General features: G+C 49.4%; 36 protein-coding genes. All 36 read right to left on the minus strand.

Annotated features, from left to right (window positions below; all coding sequences use genetic code 11):
* Positions 1-65: 65 nt before the first annotated feature.
* On the minus strand, positions 66-476 hold the full coding sequence (locus Q5741_RS18730; protein ID WP_305025646.1) for a hypothetical protein: 411 nt from the start codon (positions 474-476) through the stop codon (positions 66-68).
* A 56-nt stretch (positions 477-532) separates the two neighbouring features.
* On the minus strand, positions 533-976 hold the full coding sequence (locus Q5741_RS18735) for a phage tail tube protein (protein WP_305025647.1): 444 nt from the start codon (positions 974-976) through the stop codon (positions 533-535).
* A 3-nt stretch (positions 977-979) separates the two neighbouring features.
* On the minus strand, positions 980-2,332 hold the full coding sequence (locus tag Q5741_RS18740; RefSeq protein ID WP_305025648.1) for a phage tail sheath subtilisin-like domain-containing protein: 1,353 nt from the start codon (positions 2,330-2,332) through the stop codon (positions 980-982).
* On the minus strand, positions 2,313-2,555 hold the full coding sequence (locus Q5741_RS18745; protein ID WP_305025649.1) for a hypothetical protein: 243 nt from the start codon (positions 2,553-2,555) through the stop codon (positions 2,313-2,315). The genes Q5741_RS18740 and Q5741_RS18745 overlap by 20 nt, the downstream gene beginning before the upstream one ends.
* 1 nt (position 2,556) lies before the next feature.
* Positions 2,557-3,021, minus strand: coding sequence for a hypothetical protein (locus Q5741_RS18750; protein ID WP_305025650.1), 465 nt, complete (start codon positions 3,019-3,021; stop codon positions 2,557-2,559).
* Positions 3,018-3,542 carry an HK97 gp10 family phage protein gene (locus tag Q5741_RS18755; protein ID WP_305025651.1) on the minus strand — a complete coding sequence of 175 codons (525 nt, stop codon included), beginning with the start codon at positions 3,540-3,542 and terminating at the stop codon, positions 3,018-3,020. The genes Q5741_RS18750 and Q5741_RS18755 overlap by 4 nt, the downstream gene beginning before the upstream one ends.
* Positions 3,529-3,855 (minus strand): hypothetical protein, encoded by a 327-nt coding sequence (locus tag Q5741_RS18760; protein WP_305025652.1) that lies wholly within the window; start codon positions 3,853-3,855, stop codon positions 3,529-3,531. The genes Q5741_RS18755 and Q5741_RS18760 overlap by 14 nt, the downstream gene beginning before the upstream one ends.
* Positions 3,852-4,169, minus strand: coding sequence for a head-tail connector protein (locus Q5741_RS18765; protein ID WP_305025653.1), 318 nt, complete (start codon positions 4,167-4,169; stop codon positions 3,852-3,854). The genes Q5741_RS18760 and Q5741_RS18765 overlap by 4 nt, the downstream gene beginning before the upstream one ends.
* Before the next feature lie 37 nt (positions 4,170-4,206).
* Complete coding sequence (locus Q5741_RS18770) at positions 4,207-4,512, minus strand: Rho termination factor N-terminal domain-containing protein (protein WP_305025654.1); 306 nt, start codon at positions 4,510-4,512, stop codon at positions 4,207-4,209.
* Between the two features lie 38 nt (positions 4,513-4,550).
* Positions 4,551-5,486 carry a phage major capsid family protein gene (locus Q5741_RS18775; RefSeq protein ID WP_305025655.1) on the minus strand — a complete coding sequence of 312 codons (936 nt, stop codon included), beginning with the start codon at positions 5,484-5,486 and terminating at the stop codon, positions 4,551-4,553.
* A 29-nt stretch (positions 5,487-5,515) separates the two neighbouring features.
* Positions 5,516-6,748: an XkdF-like putative serine protease domain-containing protein gene (locus Q5741_RS18780; RefSeq protein WP_305025656.1), complete on the minus strand. Its 1,233-nt coding sequence runs from the start codon at positions 6,746-6,748 to the stop codon at positions 5,516-5,518.
* A gap of 59 nt (positions 6,749-6,807) precedes the next feature.
* Positions 6,808-7,329 carry a hypothetical protein gene (locus Q5741_RS18785; protein ID WP_305025657.1) on the minus strand — a complete coding sequence of 174 codons (522 nt, stop codon included), beginning with the start codon at positions 7,327-7,329 and terminating at the stop codon, positions 6,808-6,810.
* Between the two features lie 73 nt (positions 7,330-7,402).
* On the minus strand, positions 7,403-8,233 hold the full coding sequence (locus Q5741_RS18790; RefSeq protein WP_305025658.1) for a phage minor head protein: 831 nt from the start codon (positions 8,231-8,233) through the stop codon (positions 7,403-7,405).
* A complete protein-coding gene (locus Q5741_RS18795; RefSeq protein ID WP_305025659.1) occupies positions 8,226-9,710 on the minus strand; it encodes a phage portal protein in 1,485 nt (494 codons plus the stop codon). Before Q5741_RS18795 ends, Q5741_RS18790 begins: the two co-directional genes overlap by 8 nt.
* A complete protein-coding gene (locus Q5741_RS18800; RefSeq protein ID WP_305025660.1) occupies positions 9,711-11,327 on the minus strand; it encodes a DNA packaging protein in 1,617 nt (538 codons plus the stop codon).
* Positions 11,328-11,386: 59 nt separating this feature from the next.
* Positions 11,387-12,262, minus strand: a complete 876-nt coding sequence (locus Q5741_RS18805) for a phage terminase small subunit-related protein (RefSeq protein ID WP_305025661.1) — start codon at positions 12,260-12,262, stop codon at positions 11,387-11,389.
* 90 nt (positions 12,263-12,352) lie between these two features.
* Positions 12,353-13,531, minus strand: coding sequence for an S-layer homology domain-containing protein (locus tag Q5741_RS18810; RefSeq protein ID WP_305025662.1), 1,179 nt, complete (start codon positions 13,529-13,531; stop codon positions 12,353-12,355).
* A 230-nt stretch (positions 13,532-13,761) separates the two neighbouring features.
* Positions 13,762-14,031, minus strand: a complete 270-nt coding sequence (locus tag Q5741_RS18815; RefSeq protein WP_305025663.1) for a hypothetical protein — start codon at positions 14,029-14,031, stop codon at positions 13,762-13,764.
* Between the two features lie 628 nt (positions 14,032-14,659).
* Positions 14,660-15,931 (minus strand): hypothetical protein, encoded by a 1,272-nt coding sequence (locus Q5741_RS18820; protein WP_305025664.1) that lies wholly within the window; start codon positions 15,929-15,931, stop codon positions 14,660-14,662.
* Between the two features lie 96 nt (positions 15,932-16,027).
* Positions 16,028-16,531, minus strand: a complete 504-nt coding sequence (locus Q5741_RS18825; protein WP_305025665.1) for an ArpU family phage packaging/lysis transcriptional regulator — start codon at positions 16,529-16,531, stop codon at positions 16,028-16,030.
* 89 nt (positions 16,532-16,620) lie between these two features.
* Complete coding sequence (locus Q5741_RS18830) at positions 16,621-16,791, minus strand: RING finger protein (protein ID WP_305025666.1); 171 nt, start codon at positions 16,789-16,791, stop codon at positions 16,621-16,623.
* A 31-nt stretch (positions 16,792-16,822) separates the two neighbouring features.
* On the minus strand, positions 16,823-17,089 hold the full coding sequence (locus Q5741_RS18835) for a hypothetical protein (protein ID WP_305025667.1): 267 nt from the start codon (positions 17,087-17,089) through the stop codon (positions 16,823-16,825).
* A 34-nt stretch (positions 17,090-17,123) separates the two neighbouring features.
* Positions 17,124-17,408, minus strand: coding sequence for a hypothetical protein (locus Q5741_RS18840; protein ID WP_305025668.1), 285 nt, complete (start codon positions 17,406-17,408; stop codon positions 17,124-17,126).
* A gap of 37 nt (positions 17,409-17,445) precedes the next feature.
* Positions 17,446-17,601: a hypothetical protein gene (locus Q5741_RS18845; RefSeq protein ID WP_305025669.1), complete on the minus strand. Its 156-nt coding sequence runs from the start codon at positions 17,599-17,601 to the stop codon at positions 17,446-17,448.
* Between the two features lie 228 nt (positions 17,602-17,829).
* The gene (locus Q5741_RS21625) at positions 17,830-18,276 is read right to left on the minus strand and encodes a hypothetical protein (RefSeq protein WP_345784174.1); all 447 of its coding nucleotides are present in this window, start codon (positions 18,274-18,276) and stop codon (positions 17,830-17,832) included.
* 254 nt (positions 18,277-18,530) lie between these two features.
* Positions 18,531-18,680, minus strand: coding sequence for a nucleoside triphosphate pyrophosphohydrolase family protein (locus Q5741_RS18855; protein ID WP_305025670.1), 150 nt, complete (start codon positions 18,678-18,680; stop codon positions 18,531-18,533).
* A 69-nt stretch (positions 18,681-18,749) separates the two neighbouring features.
* Entirely contained in the window at positions 18,750-18,845 is a 96-nt protein-coding gene (locus Q5741_RS21710; protein ID WP_305025671.1) for a DNA methyltransferase, read from the minus strand.
* 142 nt (positions 18,846-18,987) lie between these two features.
* On the minus strand, positions 18,988-19,185 hold the full coding sequence (locus Q5741_RS18865; RefSeq protein ID WP_305025672.1) for a hypothetical protein: 198 nt from the start codon (positions 19,183-19,185) through the stop codon (positions 18,988-18,990).
* A gap of 149 nt (positions 19,186-19,334) precedes the next feature.
* Positions 19,335-19,850, minus strand: a complete 516-nt coding sequence (locus Q5741_RS18870; protein ID WP_305025673.1) for a Holliday junction resolvase RecU — start codon at positions 19,848-19,850, stop codon at positions 19,335-19,337.
* Positions 19,816-19,995 carry a hypothetical protein gene (locus Q5741_RS18875; RefSeq protein ID WP_305025674.1) on the minus strand — a complete coding sequence of 60 codons (180 nt, stop codon included), beginning with the start codon at positions 19,993-19,995 and terminating at the stop codon, positions 19,816-19,818. Before Q5741_RS18875 ends, Q5741_RS18870 begins: the two co-directional genes overlap by 35 nt.
* Positions 19,976-20,116: a hypothetical protein gene (locus tag Q5741_RS18880; protein ID WP_305025675.1), complete on the minus strand. Its 141-nt coding sequence runs from the start codon at positions 20,114-20,116 to the stop codon at positions 19,976-19,978. The genes Q5741_RS18875 and Q5741_RS18880 overlap by 20 nt, the downstream gene beginning before the upstream one ends.
* Positions 20,113-20,271: a DUF6906 family protein gene (locus Q5741_RS18885; protein ID WP_305025676.1), complete on the minus strand. Its 159-nt coding sequence runs from the start codon at positions 20,269-20,271 to the stop codon at positions 20,113-20,115. The genes Q5741_RS18880 and Q5741_RS18885 overlap by 4 nt, the downstream gene beginning before the upstream one ends.
* A gap of 9 nt (positions 20,272-20,280) precedes the next feature.
* On the minus strand, positions 20,281-21,633 hold the full coding sequence (gene dnaB / locus Q5741_RS18890) for a replicative DNA helicase (protein WP_305025677.1): 1,353 nt from the start codon (positions 21,631-21,633) through the stop codon (positions 20,281-20,283).
* Positions 21,608-21,946, minus strand: a complete 339-nt coding sequence (locus Q5741_RS18895) for a replicative helicase loader/inhibitor (RefSeq protein ID WP_305025678.1) — start codon at positions 21,944-21,946, stop codon at positions 21,608-21,610. Before Q5741_RS18895 ends, dnaB begins: the two co-directional genes overlap by 26 nt.
* Positions 21,924-22,838: a hypothetical protein gene (locus Q5741_RS18900; RefSeq protein ID WP_305025679.1), complete on the minus strand. Its 915-nt coding sequence runs from the start codon at positions 22,836-22,838 to the stop codon at positions 21,924-21,926. Before Q5741_RS18900 ends, Q5741_RS18895 begins: the two co-directional genes overlap by 23 nt.
* 45 nt (positions 22,839-22,883) lie before the next feature.
* The gene (locus Q5741_RS18905; protein WP_305025680.1) at positions 22,884-23,081 is read right to left on the minus strand and encodes a hypothetical protein; all 198 of its coding nucleotides are present in this window, start codon (positions 23,079-23,081) and stop codon (positions 22,884-22,886) included.
* Positions 23,082-23,086 lie beyond the last annotated feature (5 nt).

The following is a 23,086-nucleotide window of genomic DNA, read 5'->3' on the forward strand; positions in this document are numbered from 1 at the left end:
ATTCTTATCTACGTCATAAGGCAAGACTTCGGCAGGCAGGCGCTTCTGATTAATCCAGAATGAAGCTATCCAGCTTGCTTCTCCGTCTCGCTTGATGAGTTTTTTGCCTCAGCAATCAAGGCCTCCTTCGTCTCCTGAAAATTACGAACGGCCTTGCTGAGCTTAGCAAACTCATCCGGATCCGACAGGAGACGCGGTGGCAGCTCAAACTTCATCGTACACTTGAACGCCTTTAGCAGCTCCGTGTTATTCCAATCAAAGTCATGCTCGGTTGCCTTGACGATCTGCACATCAATTTCGTTGTAAGTGTCCTTCGGGGAGCCGTCTTCGTTGTATGCCAACTCAAAAGAGCGGCGGACATCCATCGTTGTCAGCCGACGTACCGACCATTTCTCACCATCCACGGCCACCGTAATGGTCTCTGGCTTATTTCCTTCTTTAGCTGAAGCTAGGTATTTCTGCAGTTTGTCGCTCATTGTGATGCCTCCAATATTTTATTTTGGGAAAAGTAAAAGGAGCGCAAATGCGCCCCTTATGCCATGTAATCTGGAAACTTCTCTACAAACTCGAAGTCCGTTGCGGTCCCGCTCAAAGTGATATCAATGCCATTATTGTCATCGATTTTAGCCGTGATGATATCCATATCATCATGAATATGAATGCCTGTGATCAGTACTCGCTCGGTATTACCAGTCTGCCTGTCTTCTAGGGCTCCCGTGATCCGTGCCAATACCATGGTTTTCCCTGCTTTAAAGTCATCCAATAATCGGTACCGCAGGCGAGACTCCAGCTTCGACATCACCAGCTTTACCGGAATCTCATAACCCACAATTTGTTTAGTCTTCGTCATCCGCTTAGCCCGAACAATATCTAGCGTTTCCGGCTTCAAGGTGACTTCAATTTCTTTGATCGTCTGAATCGGATCCCCGTTGTCATCTTGAACAGACAGGTTCCGGCCAATCAGCTCGCGATCCATAAATTATGCCACCTCCCAATTGATATTAAAGATTTCGATCGCATCCAACGGCTTGGCCAACAAATCGAAGTATGCATAATCGAAGTCGCTTGTCTGAGTCGCACTTTCACCGAAGGAATACGTGTCTGCAATGGCCTTCTGCTGCGCACGGATTTTCAGGTATTCAAGGACAGCAGCAATAAATAGACCGCGGCCGTCCTTATCATTGTCCAGCTTACCGCGATACTTTTTGCCCGTTGAGTAAATGTCATTGAGCAGCTGATCAATCGTCATGGACACACGGATTTTCCCGAAGTCCTCACGTTCGCCGTCACCCAGCGTCGTCAGCGTGTTCACCGCTGACTCAATGATGTAGTCGTAACCATCACGAGTCGCCATAAGTGTCCCCTCAGCCAGACCCTTCAGTACCTCGCTGTGGCTCCAATCCACCTTGGCCGCGGTCATCGGTACTTTGACACCGGTCAACGACTTATTGGCCGGTGTACCGGCAATCAGACCCGCCACCCAGGCTGCCCAGGCCACGGAGTCATAAGTCTTGCCGTTGGAATGTTCGCCAGCCAAGGAACTGTTAATGACCCAGCGGGCATTCATACTCCGGCTGCGCTCATTATGTGCTTCGATATCTCCATCCTTGGCTGCCTCTCCAGCAACCACCAGCTGAGCCAGCCTGCGAGCCTTGGTACGGCGGTCCAGCAGCCACTGCTTGGCAGCCGCTTGGACTGCCTTGTCAGTTGAAGGCAGATAGAACACGTCAAACAACAGACCGTCAATTCGGTTAAAGATGCGGCTCCAATCAGCCGGGGTAATCGTCGCGGTACCGCTCGTCCCGCCTGTAAGAGGTGTAAAGGCCACATCTGCCCAAGCGACAGCCCCCAGATCCTTAAAGCGGATCATATTGGACCGTTCGGTCGCTGAGACGGCAGCAGCCTTATCGGCTACAAGGAAGGTTTCATTATCATAAATGCCTTTGGTGTCCCGCACCAAAATTTCTTTCTTGGTGGCATCGATCAAGCTTGTTCGGATCATAAATTCAAAGTCATTGCCTCGAGTGCCCGGATAGCGCGCCTCGACCGCATAGCTATCCTGAAGGCTATACAGCGCCGGAAGCTCTTGGCCATTGGTTACCCGGTAACCAACCACGGTCGCCCCATTCTCGCCCGCAAGTTCTAACACATCAACCTGCTTGCCGCTCTCTGCTAAACGCTCGGTATCGTCGGCCATATCCACCGCTAAGTTCGGCTTTCCCCACTCGGATTGATAAGGGAGCAGCACGCGGCCGGAAGCTGGGGTCACCCTGGCCAGTGCCTTGGCGTGCAGCTCGACGTATGCGCCAGGTCTATTCCGCTGAATCGACATTTACTTGTTCCTCCTTATGAGCTGGATGCAAGTAGGCATCCACTCTGGCTTGTACTTCTTGTCGGGATAGCAGCTCGTGTTCCCCGCAATTAAAAAGAGCGCCGGCAATCTCAAAGCGTTCTCGCTTCAAGACGGCTGCGCTCTCAATCCACTCCTGCTTGGTCCGTTTGTTCAAATCATCTTGGACAGGCACCGCAGCAGCTGTTTTATTCCGTACACTCATGTTAAAGCTCCTTTCCTTCAAAGCCCAAATATATCTCGTTGATCTTATCGACCGGCTGTTTTTCCACTTTGAGTAGGTAAGAATACCGGAACGTGACTTCCACTCGGTCCTTCAGCTGCCGGGTTCGCGGTGCCTCGATGACCAGCATGACGTTAAAACGCTTGGATGCTACGCAAAAACGCTGACGCCGCAGGTAGTCGAAGAACGGTGTGAGATCAAGTTCGATCGGTTCCCCTTCATTTTCCGATTCAGAAGCAGCAGCATGGTGGAACACCAGCCCAATATCCTCAATCATCCGGTCGGCGCCCGGCGTATGTACCTTATCGGACACAAGGTCCGTCTCAATAAATACGCTGGGCCGCTGGAACTGCCCTGCCTGCCAGTTGGATTTATCCCGCAGGATCGGGAGATCCGGATACACCTGTTTGACAATCTCGGCCCACGCCTTCAATCCCGTATCCATCATGACCAAATCCTCCCCAGTTCCTTCTCTAGACGTTTCATGATCAGGGCATTCATCCCGCCTTCCAGGTGCTTAACGGCAATATCGAAATAATGCCGGCCTATGAACGAACGGGGCTTAGCCATGAAACCGCCTTTCGCATTCGGGTCATAGACAAAGGAGCCCCCGCTGTTCCAGTAGCCTGGAACGAAGTGCGGCTTGTTGATCCTGTAACCGTCGTTGATCAGACGCGGATAGCCCCACTGGTCCGAGTCGTTCTTATTGGTCCCTAGGTTGGAGCCGACCTCCAGCACAATGGCGTTGCGGTCGATATCCCACTCCCACACATTGCCTTCCCCGCCGCGGGTAAAGGAGTTCCACATCAGTCCCGTATCAATCAGGTGCTGGCGGTCGATCTCATCCATCACGTAATTCAACAGCGTCTCCCCAACAGCTTCCGCGATACTCCGCAGGACTTGAGTGATACCCTTTTCATTAAACTGCCGCAGCTTCCTGGCCAAGCCCTCGAAATCATGAATGCTCACTCCCCTTCACCTCACAGGTTATCTGAATCTCCGTCCAATATCGCCGCGGCACGACATCGATTACCAGGTAACGCCTGCCGAGCAAGGATACCTCATCCCCCAGCTGCACGTCGGCATGCTTGGCGACTCCGAGTTGCTTCTTAAGGATGAACAAAACCGGCTTTTCGTCGGTCTTCTCACTGGTCTCCGTTTTAATAACAAAGCATTTGAGCTCTGCCGTCTTGCTGGGCTTGCGGTCACTGAACAGATCATCAGAATCTTCCTTGGACGTCACCCGGTAGACGACCAGGGGCATTTTAAAACGGTGATTCATAGCAAATAGGCCGAGATGTTGCCATCGTCCGGCCCTTCCTGCTGCTTCTTGACCCACAAAAACAGGATCGCGTCCACATCCGGATTCCCCGTCGTCTTGCCGGCCACGGCTTGCCGGGTGTACGTCCAGGCGCCATCGCTTTCGGATGCGTAGTTTCGGGCTACCGCCGCCAGGTATTCCTCTGTGTCCTGCAGAGCCAGTCCCTCGGCCAGCTTCACCCAGGCCAGCATGAGCTGCCGATCCACGACTTCGGGAAAAGGAATAGGCAAATACAGCTCAATCCGTACCTGGGCATCATCGATGTATTGTTCCAATTGTTCAGGGTTGGCCTCCTGAATAGGAGCTACTCGGCTACGCTGTTGGAGGATCGTTGCTGTCAGCACCTTTACCGTCAGCTCCCTCCGCCTTGTTGCCTGTAGGTGGCTGATCCTCTTCACCTTTCAGCGCTTTAATCAACTCCAGTTTCTTCATATCAGCAAAACCCTCGATATTTGCAGCTTTAGCTTTGTCTTTAAGTTGCGGGACGGTCAGGTCTTCCAAGGGGATGATCTTTTCCTCCTGCACCTCAAAGTCATCCCGATCACGAAAATGCTTAACCACCGATTCACTCTCGACCAAGACAGGAACCTTAGCTGCGAACCGGATACCATGAATCATGAGGGAAGCGTTGCTCCCCCGGTAGGTGACGTATGGCATCAGAAGGACACCCCTTCCGCAAAGGCCACCGCCCCCGGCTCTTCAAAAATGGAATCGTAATCCGAATGGATGGCGTAGAAGCGTTTGTCTGCATAGATGGCTTCTTTCCCTTCCGTTGTCTTGCGAATCTGCATGTCGTAGGTGTTCACCAGTGCAAAGTTTTGATGGTAGGTGAACAATACAGCGCCTTCCGGCATGTGCGCTACTTCTTCAACAGCATAGGAGTTGATCTTCTTCACGCCGCCCGTAATCTGCAGCTGAATGGATGCGCTGGTATCCTTTTCAGCCAGCCGCTGCAGCCGCTCGCTGAACGTATTCGGATGCATGAAGTATTTGAATTCGCCTGCAGCACGCAGTCGTGTCGGAACAGCACGTTCAAGTTCGAAGAAGATTCCGACTTTCTTCTCAGCCGGCAGCGTTGCCCAGTCGATCAAGTTACCTTCTAATTTAGCTTTCTTCAACCAGCCGTTATTAATCTTGAGGAAGTCATAATCAGGATCCGTGTTCGATGTCGCTGTATCTCCGTTAAAACCCAAATCCTGCATGTTATCCGCAAAGTTTTTGGTCATGGCAGCCATAATGATAGCCTCTGCGTCTTGGCCGCGAACACGCATCGTTTGACGGATGAACTCTTCTGTAATTTCAAATGGCAGAACAACAGGCGCTACAGCATAAGGTACCTGCGGGAACGTCGGTCCAGCTGTATTCGTGGCCATGTTGTTCTCCACCTTACCGCGCAGATTGCGTCCCGTTACACCAATCTTATCGATGGTACCTTTGGCACTGGTACGTGTAATCGTGCGGATGCCCTTCAAAAAGGCGGTGGATTCATACGCCATTTGCATGAATGCATCGACCTGCTGGTAATTCAGAGCAGTTTGATCCATCGGTGTAACGATGGTCGATTTGCTGACAACTTGTCCATTTGTTTTCATATGTTTAATAGTCTCCCTTCAAATTTGAATTACAGCAAGCCGCTGAAGCTCACGCCGCCCGATGACTTCTGAATTTCCTCGCCCTGAGCGCCGCCTTGAGCAGATCCGCCGCGGCTGTTTTTAACGAGCTGCACATCGGCGGCCAATGTGGTCATTTGCTCGGTCAATGGTGCAAGTGCTCTGGCAATAGCATCAGCCACGCCATCAGCTTGAGGATCAGCACTGCCCGTATCAGGTGTCCCAGCGGCAGGATTGGCACCTTCACCCTCTTGCTTCTTGAGTTCAGTAACTTCCGCTGACAGGTCCTTCACCTGTTTTGCAATCGGCTCCACGGCAGCCTGTACGGCTTTTGCAATATCTTCTGCTTTCAACTCATCTTCCTCCTTAGGCTCCTCTATCGGAGCTGTTTTATTTTTCAGTTCAGTTAAGGCGTCAATTGCATCGTACAGGTGCTTGAGGTTCCCGGCCGAGATCTTTTTGCCTGCTTTTGCAATCTGCTCCGGCGGTGTCCCAATGGCCTTAACGATGTCATCCTGTATCAGCACCTGCTGGGCGATGTCTACGAAGTCCTGCAGGGCTTCCCGGATGACTTCCGCGTCAGTCTCCATGCCGCTTTCCCAAGAGTCCCAACGAAAAAGAACCGAGTTCAGAGCGTCTTGAGCAGCCCAGAATTCTCGGTTCTTTCGGTTCTTATTGTATTTGTCAGCTACAGCGCCCTTCTCAATAAGGCCCAACGCTTTCCCAATGCGCCGGAGCAGCCCTTTTGAAAGCTCCTCTTCCTCCTCGATCTCCTCACGCTTGCCGACGCCCCACATGGAGAAGCCGGTGATCTCGCCTTTCTTGATGTCTTCCCAGGTCTGATCATCCGTTACCTTTACGGCGGCAACCCAGGAGCCCTTGGCAATTGTCTGTTCGCCCAACTGCATGTCAGCTGGAGCAATGTACGATTCAATGACAAAGCCCTTGTCCGCGTCCAGATCGTGCTGCTTATCTATGTTGTACGTGTGCTGGTTCTCCATGAAGAGATGTGCGGCTTTTTCAATTTCACCCTCGTCCATTTGGTCGTCATGTGCATCCGCCACATTCGGCTGGTAAACAACACCTTTCACGATTCGCTTATCATCGTCGATCTTGGCGATGATCACCTGCTTTTGAATGGCGTTGGCCTTTTCCGACTTGATAATGGCAAATGGCACGCCATTGGCTCCCTTATCCACGAGGGAAATATGTGTGATTTTGGCGTCCTTCAGTTTGAATCCCATATCTTTTTTCACCTCCTAAATTTAATAAAGACGCCATAGAGTTAGGCGTCTTGAAATAACTATTTTAATTCATCTCGTCTCTCAAATCCGTCAAAACGATAATTTCTGATCATCGTGCTTACCAAGTGTCTGTCCTTCTTAGGAACTGAACCAAGGGCTCCAAATCTGTGTTGCATTGTGTACTTCGTTACCTGAGTGGCATTTTTATCACGAAGAAATCTCCTTATAGTACTTTCGCTTATTTCCCAAGAAACGGCCGCTCGTTCTATTGAATAGGCCGATTTCAAATCAACTTTAAAAGGACCGTCTACATGACTTACTTCTAGTCTACGGAGTTCCCCTCTAAGGCCTCGGTAGTCTACGTAAATAACATCTTCACTAAGTAACCTCTCTTTTATTTCTTCACGTTTTGTAACAGGCTTCTTATAGTCTTTATCAAAATATATCTTACAGGGAAAAAGGTTTAGGGTTCCAAGATGACCAAAATCAAGCATTCTGAAGTCTTTAGTATCCCTAAGCCTGATCTGGAATACCTCTTCACCTTCGTTTACATGATGATCCTTAATATCTATCTCTAGCATAAATTTATTCCTCCTAGATTCTCTTGCTGTATATAGATTATTCCAAAGTCTAGTTTTTGTCTAAGGAGGAAGTTCAATCTATAACTAACTGCATGGAACAGCGACAGTTCACGATTTCTTTCGATTCACCCGCTGGGTCACCGGGATGCATCAGCTTGCTGTCTCCCACATCAAAGGGCTTTTCGAGCGGAACCACCTGATTGTTAGCTTTTCGGTGACTCTTCCGGGTACGTGTCCCTGCAGCAGACCTCCAGCGCTTCCCCTTGGCGATTTCAGACTGCCTCCATCCTTCCAGCTTGCCGCCGTTAGCAGCGGCAGTGCTGAATGTCCTGGCGACCCGCTGAGCGCGCTGCATGCTGAAAGGTCCCTCTTCCCCCTCGGCTGCCGTGCGGCTGACTTCCTGAACCAGCAGTGCCCGTTCGGACGGTGTTGCTCCCTCCGCGATCGCACGTTCAAGGGAGCGAAGCATCACATCCTTGGTCGTGTCATTCATCGAAGGCACAAGGTCCTCCAGTTGACTTGTAAACCGAGCAGCTGCAGTGTTCTCAACGGCCCACACCTTGGACTCATCCAGTGCCTTCAGCTCAGTCTCACCGGCATACTGAAAAAGCGGCGCAAAAGCTTCTTGAATTGCTTCTATGAACTTCACTTGGAATAGTTCGCCGCTCTGAACATCCTCGATCAGCCTGGCCAGTTCATCCGGATCCACCTGCAGTTCCTCGCTCAGCTCCAGGATGGCTGCAAGCAGCTCTTTTCCTTGCAGTTCAAGGATCTCTGTTACCCGGCTTTCCCCCTGCTTGTAGAGTTCATTCAGTACCGCCCGCTCTGCATGGTTAAGGTCTAGACTGTCCAGAAATTCGTCATCATCCGCTTTCGCAATCAATACCCAGCAAGACTCACACATGGACACTCGCCTCCTGCGAGCTGTGCCTTAACAAGCGCTTGGCAATGCTGACCATCCGACCCTGCAGGTTTTCTGCATCACTGCCGCCTTCTGGGTCGAGTAGTGCCGGCTGGCTGCTAGCCAGCTGCGTAATCGGTGTGTCCAGATACTCCGGACTGAACTTCGTTTCATCAACTGTCGTACCGAGAACATCTTCAGCGATGGGGATCAGGTCCCGAACCAACATAATACCGCGATCCGCAATAAACTCCAGCATGGCCTTGCGGTCTTCGGGGTCAATAATCTGCGGCCCACGCAGGACAGCCCGAACCCGGAAGATCCCCAGAGCTGGAAAGAGCCGTTTGTTGAAAATCTCATTCATGATCCATTTCCGATAAGGTTCAAAGACCTGCTCCTCTGCAAAGCGCAGGGCAGCATCCGCGGTCGCCCTATTGTAGTCCGAGCTCTGGCCGACCAGGATCGGGGGCAGCCGGAAGGCAGACAAGATATCTGCCTTCTTCTCCTTGCCGTACTCCAGGAACAAAGCATCCTGCTGCAGGAGATCGTTCAGCTTGTCCAGCTTGATGGCCACCTTCTCCACTTTCTCATCCATCGGCCCGCCGGTCTCTTCCCCTTTGGCCTCCAGGTACAGGATGCCTCCCTGAGATTGGGTTCCCTTGACGTTTCGCAGCAGCTCCATGGATTGCTTGGTGAGACGGCCGTTCGTAACGGTAAGGATCATGGACAGCATCCGTCCGTTCGAGAAATAGGAGACATTCAGCTCTTCTGCTTCCCTGGATCCGACAACACCCGGAGCGTTACCGAACCAGCGGGGCTCCCCATACGGTCCGTCATTGTTGATCCGCAGCGGAATGATCTGATTTTCATTGCCTTCGGTGCCAAACAAACGGAACCAGGTTACGCTGCTCCCCCGCTTCATGGCATACTTCCGGGTGTAAATCTCTTGCGAAAACTCCTCCACCTTCTTCGTCGAGCTGATCCGCCGCTTCCGCTTGATCGTGGCCCGCTCGCTTTCCTTGGTGCTGCGGACAAACTTAGGATCCATCCGGAAGATGGTCGGGAACTCACTGCCCGCTGGCCAGGCCACCTCCACATTCGACATGCCGGTACTCTCCAGGTCTTCGATCAAGTGTGAAATAATCTCATCCGGCGTATCCTCCAGATTACAGGTCTCCAGGAACTTCTCGGCCCTGTCCCATTCCTCCTTGGCCGTCTTGTCGCTTTCACCCGGCAGATACTCCAGCGCAATGCCGTAACCCGCGATATTTCGCTTGTAGGCCTCAATGCACTGCGGAAGGATGTTACTGTTCTTCACCAGCAGCCGGCAGGAAGCAGGGTCATTCCCGGCCGGGAATGACAGCAGGCCATGAACATCATAGAGATCATCAAAAGCATCCGGAAGCTGAGCACTCGAGGGGATATGACGCTCTTCCTCCGACTTCACAATCGGGATCCACGCTGCATTTCCTTCGCTCATTTATATCCACCCCACTCCCTCATCAGTATCTTCTTGTTTTTGCTTCTGTTTCTTGTCATACCATTCAAACCACTTGCCGGCCACCTGCCGTAGCTGCAACGCAATGGAGTACGCCATAATGCAGTCATCGTTACACCCAGAATCAGCCTCGGCCTTCCCGTTCTTATCGATGAAGGTCAGGCACTCTTTGTACAGCAGCCGGCAGTGGATCGGGTACAGCTGATCGCGGATCGCTTCCTTGAAATCGCTGACCATGACCGGTCGAGTAGCTTGGTTGGTGTTCCACCCCAGGTCACCCTTCTTCCACATGTAAAGCAGAGGATACTTGCAGGTGTTGAACAACGTGTTGAGTACCGATTCACCGGTATTGTTGTTCTCGACGCCCAGCAGGGCTATATTATAGAACCGCCCCAGCCGATCCAGCTTTTTACCGTACAAGTCTGTGTCCCAGTGACCGCGGATCACCGCGCAGGTCTCACCGGTACGCTCCTCCAGGACGTAAGCAACGTCATAGTCGCCACCCTCTTTCCCTTTGGCCGTATCGGCTCCAATAATATAGCGTTTGCCTTCTTCAGGCAGCTTAAAGACGCGCAGCTCGCCTGAGTCTGCACGTATCACGTTTCCTTTGATATGGTCAATCTCATACCGCTCACCGGGTCCCGGTTTGCCCAGAGCATCCAGTAGCTTCTGAATGTACTCATTATCGAAGATGCCTTCACCGGACAGCAGGAAGGCCTCCATCGGTTCGCTTGGATACTCCTGCCGGAATGTGCGGGAATCGCCGTTACAATCGTTCCGGATGGTAAAGCGACGCCACTGCAGCTGCTCATTATCCAGGCTGTACTTCTTCTTCAGCTCCCGCTCCTCTTCGGTCAGTTCGAAATCATCGGGTACCGGTTTGCGGTAATCCGGCATTTCAAACCAGGCGAAGAACATCGGTGTAAAGTCATTCTCCCCCTCGGTAGCTGCTTCCCACATCTTCTTGAAGTCATCCATACCGTTGGCCGTGGACTCAATGACCCCGACCGTACCCGCCTCCTTGGAAAGCGCAGCGAACATGGACAGCATGTGCTTCTTTTTTTTCGAAGCTGGCCAGAAGGCAACCTCTGACGCATGCAGGTAATGGATGGTCTCAGAGCGGGCAAGCACCCGACTCTCGGCTGACTGTACGGTGATCTTCGACTTCAGCCCCGGCTCCCGCCGTTGCTCATGGGGCCTTGTTGACGGATTTTCAAAGGTGAATCGCTTGGTATTGTTCCGCTTAGACATGGGCTTGATAATCTCAGGCACGTTTTCGTAATAAAGCCGGAACATGTCGTACAAGTTCCCTGAAGCATGAGAATCCTGGGCAACGATAAAGGCGTTCTTGGCTGCCTGCAGAGAGGTCAGATAGTAGATGATGGCCTCGGTCACCGTGGAGAAGCCCATCTGCCGGGCCTTCAGGATAATGATGCGTACTAGCTTGCCTGCCATGATGTCAGCGAATACCTTCTCAGCAAAGGTGATCTGAGCGGTGTTCAGGACGAGCGGCTTGATGTCGCCATCCTTGGTCTTGATCTTCAGCATCCGCAAGCAGAACTCCTTGAAGCTGAAAAGAATCTGCTTCAGTTCGGCCAACTTCTCCGGTCGCTTCTGTAGCTTCCGCTTAATTCGCCTTCGGTGTTCCCTGGCCAGTGTTACCATTCCAAATCATCTCCACTATCATCATCCTCATCGTCTTCCCCATCACGGTCCCCGTACACCTTGTACTTCTCCAGCTCCAAGCGCTCCTTAGCAATCTTCAGCTTCTCTTCTTCCTGCTGCAGGTTGGCGATCAGGTTAATGACCCGAATCTTCTTATCCCGGGTTTTGACGAGCGCGTCTTCCTGCTTCAGGATCTTGTCCAGCTTGGAACCCGTAACCGTGGTAACCTCAACTACCTTCATGCCTTCCGTAACCACCGGGACCTGAATCGTCTTCCCGGTCCTCTGGCTGACATACGGGATTTTGTCCTTCCGCTGTGTCAGCTCTTCCTTCACCTTGCGCTCTTCATCCGTCAGACCGGCCTCAAGCTGCTTGACTCGCTTCATATGCCGGCGCTCCTGGATGGTAAGCATCAGGAGCTGTTCTTCCAGCTGGGCGAGCGGGGTCATGTCGATCTGATCCAGCAGTTCCTGCTCATCCTCTTCCAAAGCATCAAGGAAAATCGTCTCATAGACCCCATGCTTTAGCGCCTTCTTGTTACGAAGGGGACCGCCCGGACCGCCACTGTTGCCAACGGCATTCTTGTTTCCAGCCGGAGCGCCGCCCTGATTGCCTGCTGAATTTTTGTTCCCTGGCTGACCGCCGCGTTTACGAGCGTTACCATTCGAATCGTCACAAACGTTACCATTGGATTCGCCCAAAACGTTACCATTGAGTTCGTCATTCCAACGGTCTTGTGACTTCCACTTTCGGACCTGTGCTTCACTAACAGAAAGAGCAGCGGCGATGTCCTTTAGCTTCATCGTCCCGCTGCTCTCCAGCCACAATTTTTTTGCTTTGTCCCGCTCGGGGCTACGTTCCCTCGCCATTACATACCACCACCCCCAAACCGAGGAGTATTATCACACTACATGATAATATCAAGAATATTTTTCTCTTTCTAAACATGATAATAACTCCTATTCTTTATAAAAGGTAACACGACCCCCATCCTTCGCAACAAAGGAATCTACATTGGAAGCGTTCTTCATAAGAATAGAATAACTCCACACACCTGCAGGTAGTCCCTTCTTCAACCACCCAAAACCATCCCGGCCATTGAAGAGTTGGTAGTTATATTTATCAGCTTTAGTAGGCATAATAGTGATAATAGCCGATATAGGGGTCGCGTTCGAATTAGTCATTGTAGAAGACGTCACAGAGTTAACCTTCAAAGTATAAGTATTAAATGAGAAGACTCCATAAACTCCTTCCGCATTAGTGAACTTAAACATATCAGTGTAGACGCTCTTGTATTCGGGATTGGTAGAAAAATCAACGAAGATTACATTCCCAAGAACACGTGTACCAAAATCATACTTCTTAGCTTGATCCTTACCTATAACATTAGTCCAGCTAGTATCTTTGGTAACAACACGATTAGTAGCAGTGCCCATATTCGTGCCCGTCATACCAACTTCTCTAAGTTCATTCAGTGCACGGAAACTATCAGCAGGCTTATCTTTAACAGCCAAGAATCTATACAACACCGTAACCATCTCAGCACGTGTTACATTAGCATTTGGATTATACCGACCATTCTGATCACCAGCAATAATACCAGTACCAATCATGAGTGCTGCGGTCTGCTTCTGAGTTTCACTCAAGTTCCCTTTATAAAACTCTGTTATCGGCACTATCGTATTGGCCACATCATTCCACGCTTCAAGGTAGCCCTCTTTCTGAAGCAGTACGTTCTTAAGCCAATTACTCAGTTCAATACGGGTCATCGCCTGATTGGGATTAAATTTATTCCCATAATCAGAAGCTGAAATCACACCCATGCGCTCGTCTTTGGTGATTGCATCTGCTGCCCAGTGATTAGCTATGTCAGTAAAAATCACCGCTTCCTTTGTTTCTGGAAGGTTCACTGCTTTAGCGAGAATACTGGCGAACTCTGCTCTTGTAACCAATCCATTTGCCTTAAAAACATCTCCTGGATACCCTTTTACATAACCGTCATTCACCGCCTGCATGATACTTGCCTTCGCCCAATGATTGCTGATGTCCTTGAGACTTGAAGAAGCTGCTGAAATTGAACTAGGTAACAGTGAAGCTGCTAATGCGATACTGGTAATGGCACTGATTAATTTCTTCATTTTCAACCTCGCTATGTATTTATTTACCGTCTATATTATCGGTTAATACAGGCGATTTTGTAAATCATTCGAGTTGAGTTGGTTTTTAATATTGGATCGCGATTTTTGCACTGTCTTGCGAACGAGGTGGCCCGCTCCCGCCCTTTTCGCCCTCATCTTCTCTGCAGGTCGGTATAACCGGATGACGTCTTAAAAACGATTTTAGAAGGCTACACGATTAACGTTGTTCTTTACCGAACAATCAAAGCCTTAAAACCTTTTGCTGCTGCTTCAAAACCTGACCCCTCTTCAAAAACTTGAATAACACACCGCTTTTGCCCTCTTATCTTTAAGGAGTCGCCAATAACCAATGAACTAAGCCGGTGACTATTCTCGTACCACAACACATTGGCTTGGCAAGTCCAGATTAACCGGTGGCCTTCGTAGACCTGGATGGTATCGTCTGTATCAATCTTCATTTCCTCACCTTCACCGGCTTTACGCATTTCAAACGAGAACAATACTGTTTAGTCCCGGTCCAGTTCCCCCATGGGCATCCTCTGCATTTCTTAGGCTGTTTTTTACTGACAGCAGGAAGCGGTGGCACCTTAACTGCCATCTTTCTGGGCATGTTTTCCCCTCCATGCACGACAAAAAAGCCACCCAATAATGAGTGACTCAATGTTCGCTATGTATTTAGAGCACCCACGTAACACAGGCGCTTATTTAAAAACGGATAAATCATCATAAATCGTATCTATTTCATCAAAACCTAGCGCAAAACGCTGCGCTGTTGCTTTAAAGGCATCTGTACTTAGTAACTAAAGAGGAAGAACAGAACCATTTTAACGATTGCTTAAAATCAAGGTCAAAAGGTGATTTCCTCTTAATTCTGCGATTTCGCTAAGGTATCCCAATCAATCTTTGATTTTCTCACTTTCTTAACAACAAATGCTACTTGATTGAAATTATTTGATCTGGGTAAAAGAAATCGAACGAGAAGAGGAACGCCCCAGTCAATTGTGCTGCCTCTGCAGCTGTGCGTGTCATTCTCGCTCGATTCTCACAATACAAATATATCAGGTAAAAAGTCCAATGAACTGCCACTTAAAAGCCATCTTTAGGACAAAAAGCGGACAAACTTTCTTCTCATTCTAATGATTCTTCATTAAGAAGATCATCCCATGGCCACCTTATAGTTAAATACTTTCTGTAAAAGAGTAGTTGACGATCTACCGCTGAAATTTCATCTGTAGAGTCATTAAACGCAATAACTAAACCTCTACCGTCCTCATCTACTTGGAGTTCTTCTAGCTTTGACAAAATAGTTCTCAAATTATTCTTTTGAATTCTACTCTCTCTAGCATGAGTTAGTTGAAAGATTTCATCCAACTCCAATCCTTCAATCAGCTTTTTATCATCAGCAGCAACAATAACCGCCATAGCATGGGCATAAATACCAGTGGAGTCCTTTCTTTTGCGGATACCTGACGAAACCACTTTACCAAACTGTTGGTATAAAGCATTTAATTGGTCGGCATACTGTGTAGCAGCTTCTTCAAAACAGCCTTTGTCTGAAAGTTTCTCTTTTTCCTCCACTGTCTCATAAATCATTGATGCATCTAAAAAACGAAGAATTAACTGTTGCAATAGACCAACATTGCCGAAGCAATTCTGAACAAGCAAGTTCTGGATCTCGTCATCAATGTCAATGTTCAGAGCTTCACTTCCCTTTGCAATAACCTCTTTTAGATCATCATCAGACCAATATATTGAAAGCTCAATAATACGGCCCGTTAGATCAGGGTTCAAATAAGTGATTAGATTATGCTGGGTCCAGACTCCAATAATGACAATAAAGCAACCATAATCCCAAAACGCCTTTAAATCATATGCGAATTTTTTGCGCTCTTGAGAAGAAAGGTAATGAAAGTCTTCAATGACTAATCTAAGTCCCGATTCTTTTATAATTTCTGCAATGTATCTAAGGTCATTGATATCTCTACCTACATTCCGCTCAGTCTTTTCGACTTCGCGCTCTCCTTCCACAGTGGTTTTAATACCAACTTTCGCTAGCAACTTTGTACCAAAGCTAGTTTCAGCTTCTACTTTTCCTTTAATAGTTGTACCTGACGTTCTCTCCAGGATCAATCTTATTCCTAATTGTGATAGTGCATCCGTATATATATCATTTATTGATTTACCGAACCTACATTGAACAATTACGGCATCAGGTATGTTCTTCTGTCTAAACCATGATTTACCGCATTTAGATTCTCCACGCAAAGCAATATGAGTAGGTCTTCTAAGATGTCGTTGGATTCCGATATCTAAATTCCCCCTATCAACATATGACAAAGGTAAAATCTCGTTTGAAACACCAAATACCTCGTGGGTATCTAAATCTGGTATAGCAGCCATGTTAATGCCCCCCACACACAATTTTATTTAAAAACATTGTAATATAAGAGGCAATGGTTGTCTCCGCTTATTTTAACTACTTGACAGAGGTCGGATTTAGCCGACCTCCCATTCACATGAGTATGCACTTTTGTCGTGCTCTATAGTCTGGTATTGTTCAATTTTCAATGCAACAGCTAGTATACCAAGTGCCTCTACTTTAACTCTACGATAAGTACGATCACTTATACTCATTTGTATAGAACTAACAAAATCGTACTCGCCCTCATTATCCAGGTAGCTTCGCTGAATGACCTCTCTCTGAGTACTTGATAGCTTACCTAATGCCATCTCGACTAGTCGATCCTTAGCCTGCAACTCTGCCTCTTTATCCACATTCCACAAAGCAATATTTTCAGTAGGCTTGCTGATGGCGTTCGTGGACTGATGCTCCCGGTACGAGTAAGCTTGTGTGATCGCAGCCTCACGCCTTACAAAACCAATTTGTCGGTACTGACGAACTTCTTCCAGATACTCCTCGACAGCGAGGCGGGTAGCCCGTTCGTCGATCGGCAGGATGTTCAGCGACAATTGCAATGTGTTTTTTCTTCTTTTCCCCAATATAATCCCCTCACCCGTGGTATAATTTGGTGAGGTTTTCGTTCAGTTACCCCCGCGCGCCCGGCCAAGGATGCGGGGGTTTTTATTTATTACCATTCGTCACCCCTACGGCGGTATGTCCTGCCGTGGGAAACCTGAGCAGCAGTCGTCATTAGCTGGTTGCTCTTTACCGTAACCGGTGGATCCCAAGCGCCGACCTTCTTCAGGTGCTCTTCGATCTGTTCTTTAGACCAGAACTCTGTTTTGATTTCTCCGATCATGTGTTATTCGCTCCTTTATGGATAGATGAACTTACAATAAGGAACCGTCCACGATGAGAACGCTCGGTTCTTCGTCTTGGAATTCATTCAAAAGATCAATTGTCTTCATACTCCTCATATCCTCTGCGGGACAACGCGAATACAAGACAAGTGCGTAATCTCTTTCCAGTTCCGCAATCTCATCCTTTAAGCTGCCGTCATCATCTGCTACGAACTCAACGTATTTTTCAATAGCCTGCTCCTCTGTTTCGGCCTTGATCATTGCGTAATATGGTTCAATGATTTCGAAATATCTCATTTTTATCATTCTCCTTTATGGATAGATGGACCGCTTATACCGTTCTGATCATGGCAGACATAACGAATGGTTTCCCTCCTGGCCCGTACTTCATCGCCTCGCTGACAAACTTCATCTGCTCATATGCTTCATCATTCATTTCGCTTTTGGCCGGAACAATAACAGTTGAGCAGTACATAGGATCCCCGGTATCTTCCGCTTGCTCTTTAAGATAAAACTGTGCGGTCATGGGAAGCTGCTCTCTTTTGCAAATCTCAATGATCTGTTTCATTAACGGGGCGATCTCGTTATCATAGATTTCTTCCTTGTCATATTTCATCGCTATTCTCCTTTATGGGATAGATGGGGTTTATGGGTTAATCCTCAGTAAAATAATCCTCGCTTTCATCAACCTTGATTTTTGCATCTGCCCACTCAGCGCCACAGGCACAAATCAATTCGTCACCAACTTTAATGGGGATTCCCATATATCCAGCTGGACGATCACAATATCTGCATTGGTAATAAGCCATTTTATTCCTCTCCTCTATGGGGTTTATGGGTTAATCAATTTCCTGACCCTGTATATCTCGTCAATGGCTTTTCGCAAATCGCTAACAACTTTTCCGCTTCATCTACACTCATACTTACGGATATATGTTCACTAGTCTTTTCGTTAAATGATTCTAAGTATAGAACATCAACTTCTTCTGGATAACCACTACCGACGTAGTCTCTTCCAATGTCTATTGTCTTCACCCCTATTCCTCTCCTTTCTTATGGGTATCCCTTAAAGCCTCCCGAGCAATCCTCACAGCCTCCGACCCCTTCCAGTACAAATCTGTGTGATCGAAAGCCGTTAGACCTTGTATATCTTCCAGCGCTTTCCGTAGCCTGCTGTTTTCTTCTTTTCTTTCTACAGCTTTATCATTCCAGAAGATAGCCTGCTTTTTCGAATATTCATATTCTTGCAGCAACTCCTTTACCTCTGCTTCCTTCTCGGATAGATCAACCTTCTGCAAAAACTCAGGAGCAAAGGAGCCGCTGTACCCTTCCAAGAACACAGAGGATTGCTTATATACTCCCTTGCCCCGTGTGAACTCGTCCGTCTTACATGTCCATATTCTCCCTGCATTCTTAGGGTCACTGGCTTCAATACAGGTGTGCATTACAACCTGATCGCCTTTCTTTAATCGCTTATCACCCATTCCCTTATCCTCCTATGGGCTCCCTAGGGATGCCTTGGTTATAGCTTTTTGCCACCGTGACGTGACGGCCGCGTTGCGTTATAGGCCATCTTTTCGTTGATTGCCTGTTCCAGATCAATGCCGTACCGGCCGCAGGCATCGAACACTCTGATAACGATGTCGGCCAGCTCTTATGGAATTCCACATGGCTTGTAATTATCGTCAACCTGAACAGCGTATTCCTGCCCATTATGCTCATACCACATTTCCGTAGGCTACTTACCGTTCCGGAAGTCTTCAAGTGCCTCTGAGGCTTCAGAGTGAATAAGCGCAATAATTTCACCAAAGCTCCGGTCATCTTCCCACCAGCCTTTGTTGACTGCATTCTGATGTGCTTCCTGTATCAGTTCATTGATAGATTTCATATTCAATCGCTCCCTTTGGTTATATGTTCAAGTTCGGCTGTATAACAGCTGTCCGTCGCTGCGCAATCTCTACGTACTGCGACCCATTTCGATGATCGTACATTCACGGTTATTCTCCATGGCCACCTTCAAAGTCGTTCCGGATCCGCCAAATGGATCAAGCACCCTGCCGCCAACCGGCGTACCTGCCAGTATGCAGCCCCCAATAAGGCGGGGACGTCACGCAGGTATGGAATGAGCATGCCGGCAGCATCGGCATCACATCCATGTTGTTACCTTGCAGAATCACCTTGAATCATCGCTCTCATCAGTCAATAGCCCTATAGTTCTTTATGCGTTCCTTCCAGTCCGCCATGAGATTCTTCCCGTCGAACTCATAATATCTCCGGCCTTGTACATAGGAGACGAACTGCCGGCTGCTGTGTTCGTAATAGCAGCCATTCAGTAGCTGGCCGGAAGGGCCCCGGCGCAGTCCATCCGCAGGAAGCGTCTCTTGTAATTTCATGTAATCGAAAATATCCAACTGCATAATCCTCACTCCGTTTTATTGAATTTCTAAGCAGATTTGTTCAGCAATGAAGCCACAATTCAGGCACTCATACAAGTCCTCTTCCCGATCGGTCATGTCACTGCCGCAATGCAGGCAGACAACAATCATATGACCACCTGATCCACGACCTGCAGGTAATCTAGAACAATCACGCTGCGGCTGCTCCCCGGCCCACCGATCCGCCGAGCGTTCTCTCGGATCCAAGCTAAAGGAATGCTCTTTCGGCCATCCTTGAATTGACCATCCCACCAGTGCAGCAGCTGCTCCTTGGTCAGCAGGTAGGTCTCCTGTAGATTCTCAAAATGAAGCAGTGCAAAGGCGATGCCTCGCCAGGACCGGATGACATCAATCTGGTGCCTTTCAAAGTTACTGAGCGGGAAACGCGTCTCCACCTCAGTGCTTTTGGCTTCAAAGCAGATGGAGCGCCCCTTATAGTCGCCCATATAATCCACCGTGCTCTTCCCTTCCGGGAAAGCATTCACGATCCGGGAACCTTGGCGAACCACCTTCCATGGCGTGGATACCTTCTGGATATTGGCAATCTCTCGAGCAAGGTACTGCTCATTGGCGTAATTGATTAGAGCTTCAAAGCCCATGCCTCGATTGGCGTATGTGCTCATGGTGAGGTCCTTCTCCCTTCGTCTCGCGTTTGGGGAGCATGCGGCGGTCCAACAGGTAGACCTCCCCGGCCGGCTGGCCATCTTCTCCCACCACGGTGTATTTGATGCGTGTCTGGAAAAACGGGTCAAGCTTCCGGGCTGCCATACGGCCTTACCCCCATTCGGTTCATGATTTCCTTGGCCATCTGAACCCGCGTTTGAAAATCCAGCACGCTATTGGTGACCACGGATGCCAGCGCCTCATTCAATTCCTGCAGCTCCCTCATGCGCCGCGCCGCAGCGTGCGGATCTTCCCGCTCTCCCGATGAACGATCGTTAGCTCGGCCGCTGTGTCTTGATGGACCAGCCAGTTGTCAGGGACCAGTCTGGCTTCTGCAATTTCAATTTTCTGCCGACGTGTCGGCCGCTTCGGCTGTTTCATATAAAACTCCTATCTCGCATATGCGCGTTCGTAATTGACGAATTTATTGAACTGCTTCAGGAACACCAGCTCGACCGTTCCGACCGGCCCGTTCCGCTGTTTGGCGATAATGATTTCGATAATGTTCTTCTTCTCGGTATCCTGATTGTAGTAATCGTCCCGGTACAGGAAAGCCACGATATCGGCATCCTGCTCGATGGCCCCAGACTCCCGTAGGTCGGACATCATCGGCCGCTTATCCTGCCGCTGCTCTACGCCCCGGCTAAGCTGCGATAACGCGATGACTGGCACGTCTAGCTCGCGGGCCATGTGCTTCAGTGTGCGGGAAATTTCCGACACCTCTTGCTGACGATTTGCTCCATGCTTTCCACTGCCAGCAATCAGCTGTAGATAATCGATGACAACCATGCCCAGACCCGATTGCTTTTTCAGACGTCTACACTTGTTCCGGATCTCGTTGACAGTAATGGCTGGGGTGTCGTCGATAAAGATATTGCTTTCTCCCAGCACACCAATTGCTCCAGAAGCTTTGCTCCAATCTTCCTCTTGAAAGTTCCCCGTACGCATCTTGCTGGCGTCCAGGTTCGCCTCTGCGCTGACCATCCGTTGCACCAGCTGAGCTGCCGACATTTCCAAACTGAACACGGCGACGGTCTCTCGCTCCCGCACCGCCACATTCTGGGCGATATTAAGTGCAAAAGCCGTTTTCCCGACGGAAGGGCGAGCAGCTACGATAATTAAATCGCTTCGCTGGAAGCCGGCCGTCATCTTGTCCAGATCGACGTATCCGCTGGCCAGGCCGGTCGTTTCCCCGCGGTTCTCGTATCGGTTCTCCATGTTCTCAAAAACCTGCAGAGCTACCTCCCGAATAGGTTTAAACTCTTGCGGTGGGGCCGCTTGGTCCGAAAGCTTAGAAGCCGTGTTCTGCATATCGGAGAGCAAACTGCTAATATCACCGCTTGCTGCTGCCTCCTGAATGTGCAGCATGCTGGCCTGTATCACCTGGCGGAGCATGTGCTTGTCCCTCAGAATATCGATGTAGTAATCAATGTCGGTGGTAGTTGGCACCGACCGGGCCAGTTTAGTGAGGTAATTAAACCCGCCGATGTCCTGCAGCTGCCCTTTTTCCTGCAACCGGGTTGAGATGGTAACGACGTCCACCGGTTCGTCAGCCTCGACCAGCTCCAGCGCTGCTGAGAAGATCAGCCGATTGGCCGACTCAGCAAAAGCTCCCGCCTGCAGCCCATCTGCGGCCTGCGTCATCGCCGTGCTGTCGATGAAGATGGACCCTAGCACGGCCCGTTCTGCTTCGAGACTTGCCGGCATTTCAATCGAGTTATTCAGTCCTGCGAAGTCTTGCATGTAGCGCCTCCCGTAATCCTGGCGGTGGCGGTGCCGCGGTCTGTTCCCACGATTCCAGCTTGTCAAAATGCTGCTGTGTGGCCGCCTTTAGCTGCTCATGCTCCCGCTGATCGCCCACACTGCCGCGGATCTCTGCGATATTCGGAGCGAATCTGCTTGTCAGCACATGCTGCTCAACATTGCTGACTGCCGTCTCAAACGGAAAGTCCTTCAGGTATTTCAAATGACGTTCAACACTTGCGTCACTCACATCAAAATTAGGGTAGTTCTCTTTGATCACGATCAGCAGCTCAAACACTTCGGCTCTGTCCACGCTGTCGTTCCTCCTTTGCTCTCCTGCGCAAGTCATCCAGTTCCCGCTGCTGTTTGCTCAAGCGCTTGGGCGATTCAACCATAACCGGTTGATTTGATACGCTATTTGGATCAGCGGATCGCTTGCTGTCGACCTGCTGATTGACCCAAGCCTCTTTGATCCCAGGAACGTAGTACAAAAAGCTATTGGGAAAACTGAAACGACTTCCTTCCCGCTGACGTTTTGCCTCCAGGAGGCTCTCCATAGTTCGGATGGTAAAAGGGTTAGGCATACCTCCGGCGACCATCTTACCCATGGCATCACGCTCATTTGCGGTGACGTGGATATCCAGTTTGTTGTTTAGCCTGCAATAGGCGTCTACAATCTCCATGATTCCTGATTCGCTTTCTCCTGAGTCCAATTCGACATCTGCCGTTGTAGTAGGAGTAGTAGTAAAATCTTTTAATACAGTGTCGGCCAAGTGGTCCAATTTCCGGACAGGTTCACCGTCTACTTGGCTAAAGTGGTCCATATTTTGGACAACTTCACCGTCTACCTTGTCCAATTTTTGGACAGGTTCACCGACAACTTCATCCTCATCAAGCAAGTTAAATCTTATTTTGTAATCCCCTCTGGCTTGTCCGCGAGGAGGAGCCGTATATTCGATTAAACCTGCGTTAACCAGTTTCTTACGATGTGTATTGATGGTCTCTCGGCTCCTAATCCCGGTCTGGCAGGTTAAATCCGTATTGGTCATTTGAAAGAAGTTCCTCCAGCCCAATTTGCTTGATTTCCTCCATAAAGCGACCATGATAGCCAGACCCTCTGGGCCGAATTCTTCAGGACCTCCAATCGCTTCAAACTGGTTCAGGAGGCCGGATAAGGTTGGCTGTTCTCTGGGTGATTCCGTCATGCGCTCCTCCCTCCCGCGGTAGCCATATTGCTCATCCCCTATTGCTTATTTCTGCTTATTTCGTTCATCTTCCAGATACACGAGCGGGTAATCAATGCGGACCACTTTCCAGCCGGGATACCCCCGGGAGAAGTAACGGAGCGTCTCTTCTTTGAAAGCCGCTCTGTCACTGTTGTAGAGCCGCCAAATCCGATTTCCCATCATGCTCTTCATCCGTACAGGCTCTTCCGTTAGGTTGTTCATACCGA

The organism is Paenibacillus lacisoli (assembly GCF_030580655.1).
In the GTDB taxonomy this organism is placed as follows: Bacteria; Bacillota; Bacilli; order Paenibacillales; family Paenibacillaceae; genus Paenibacillus; species Paenibacillus lacisoli.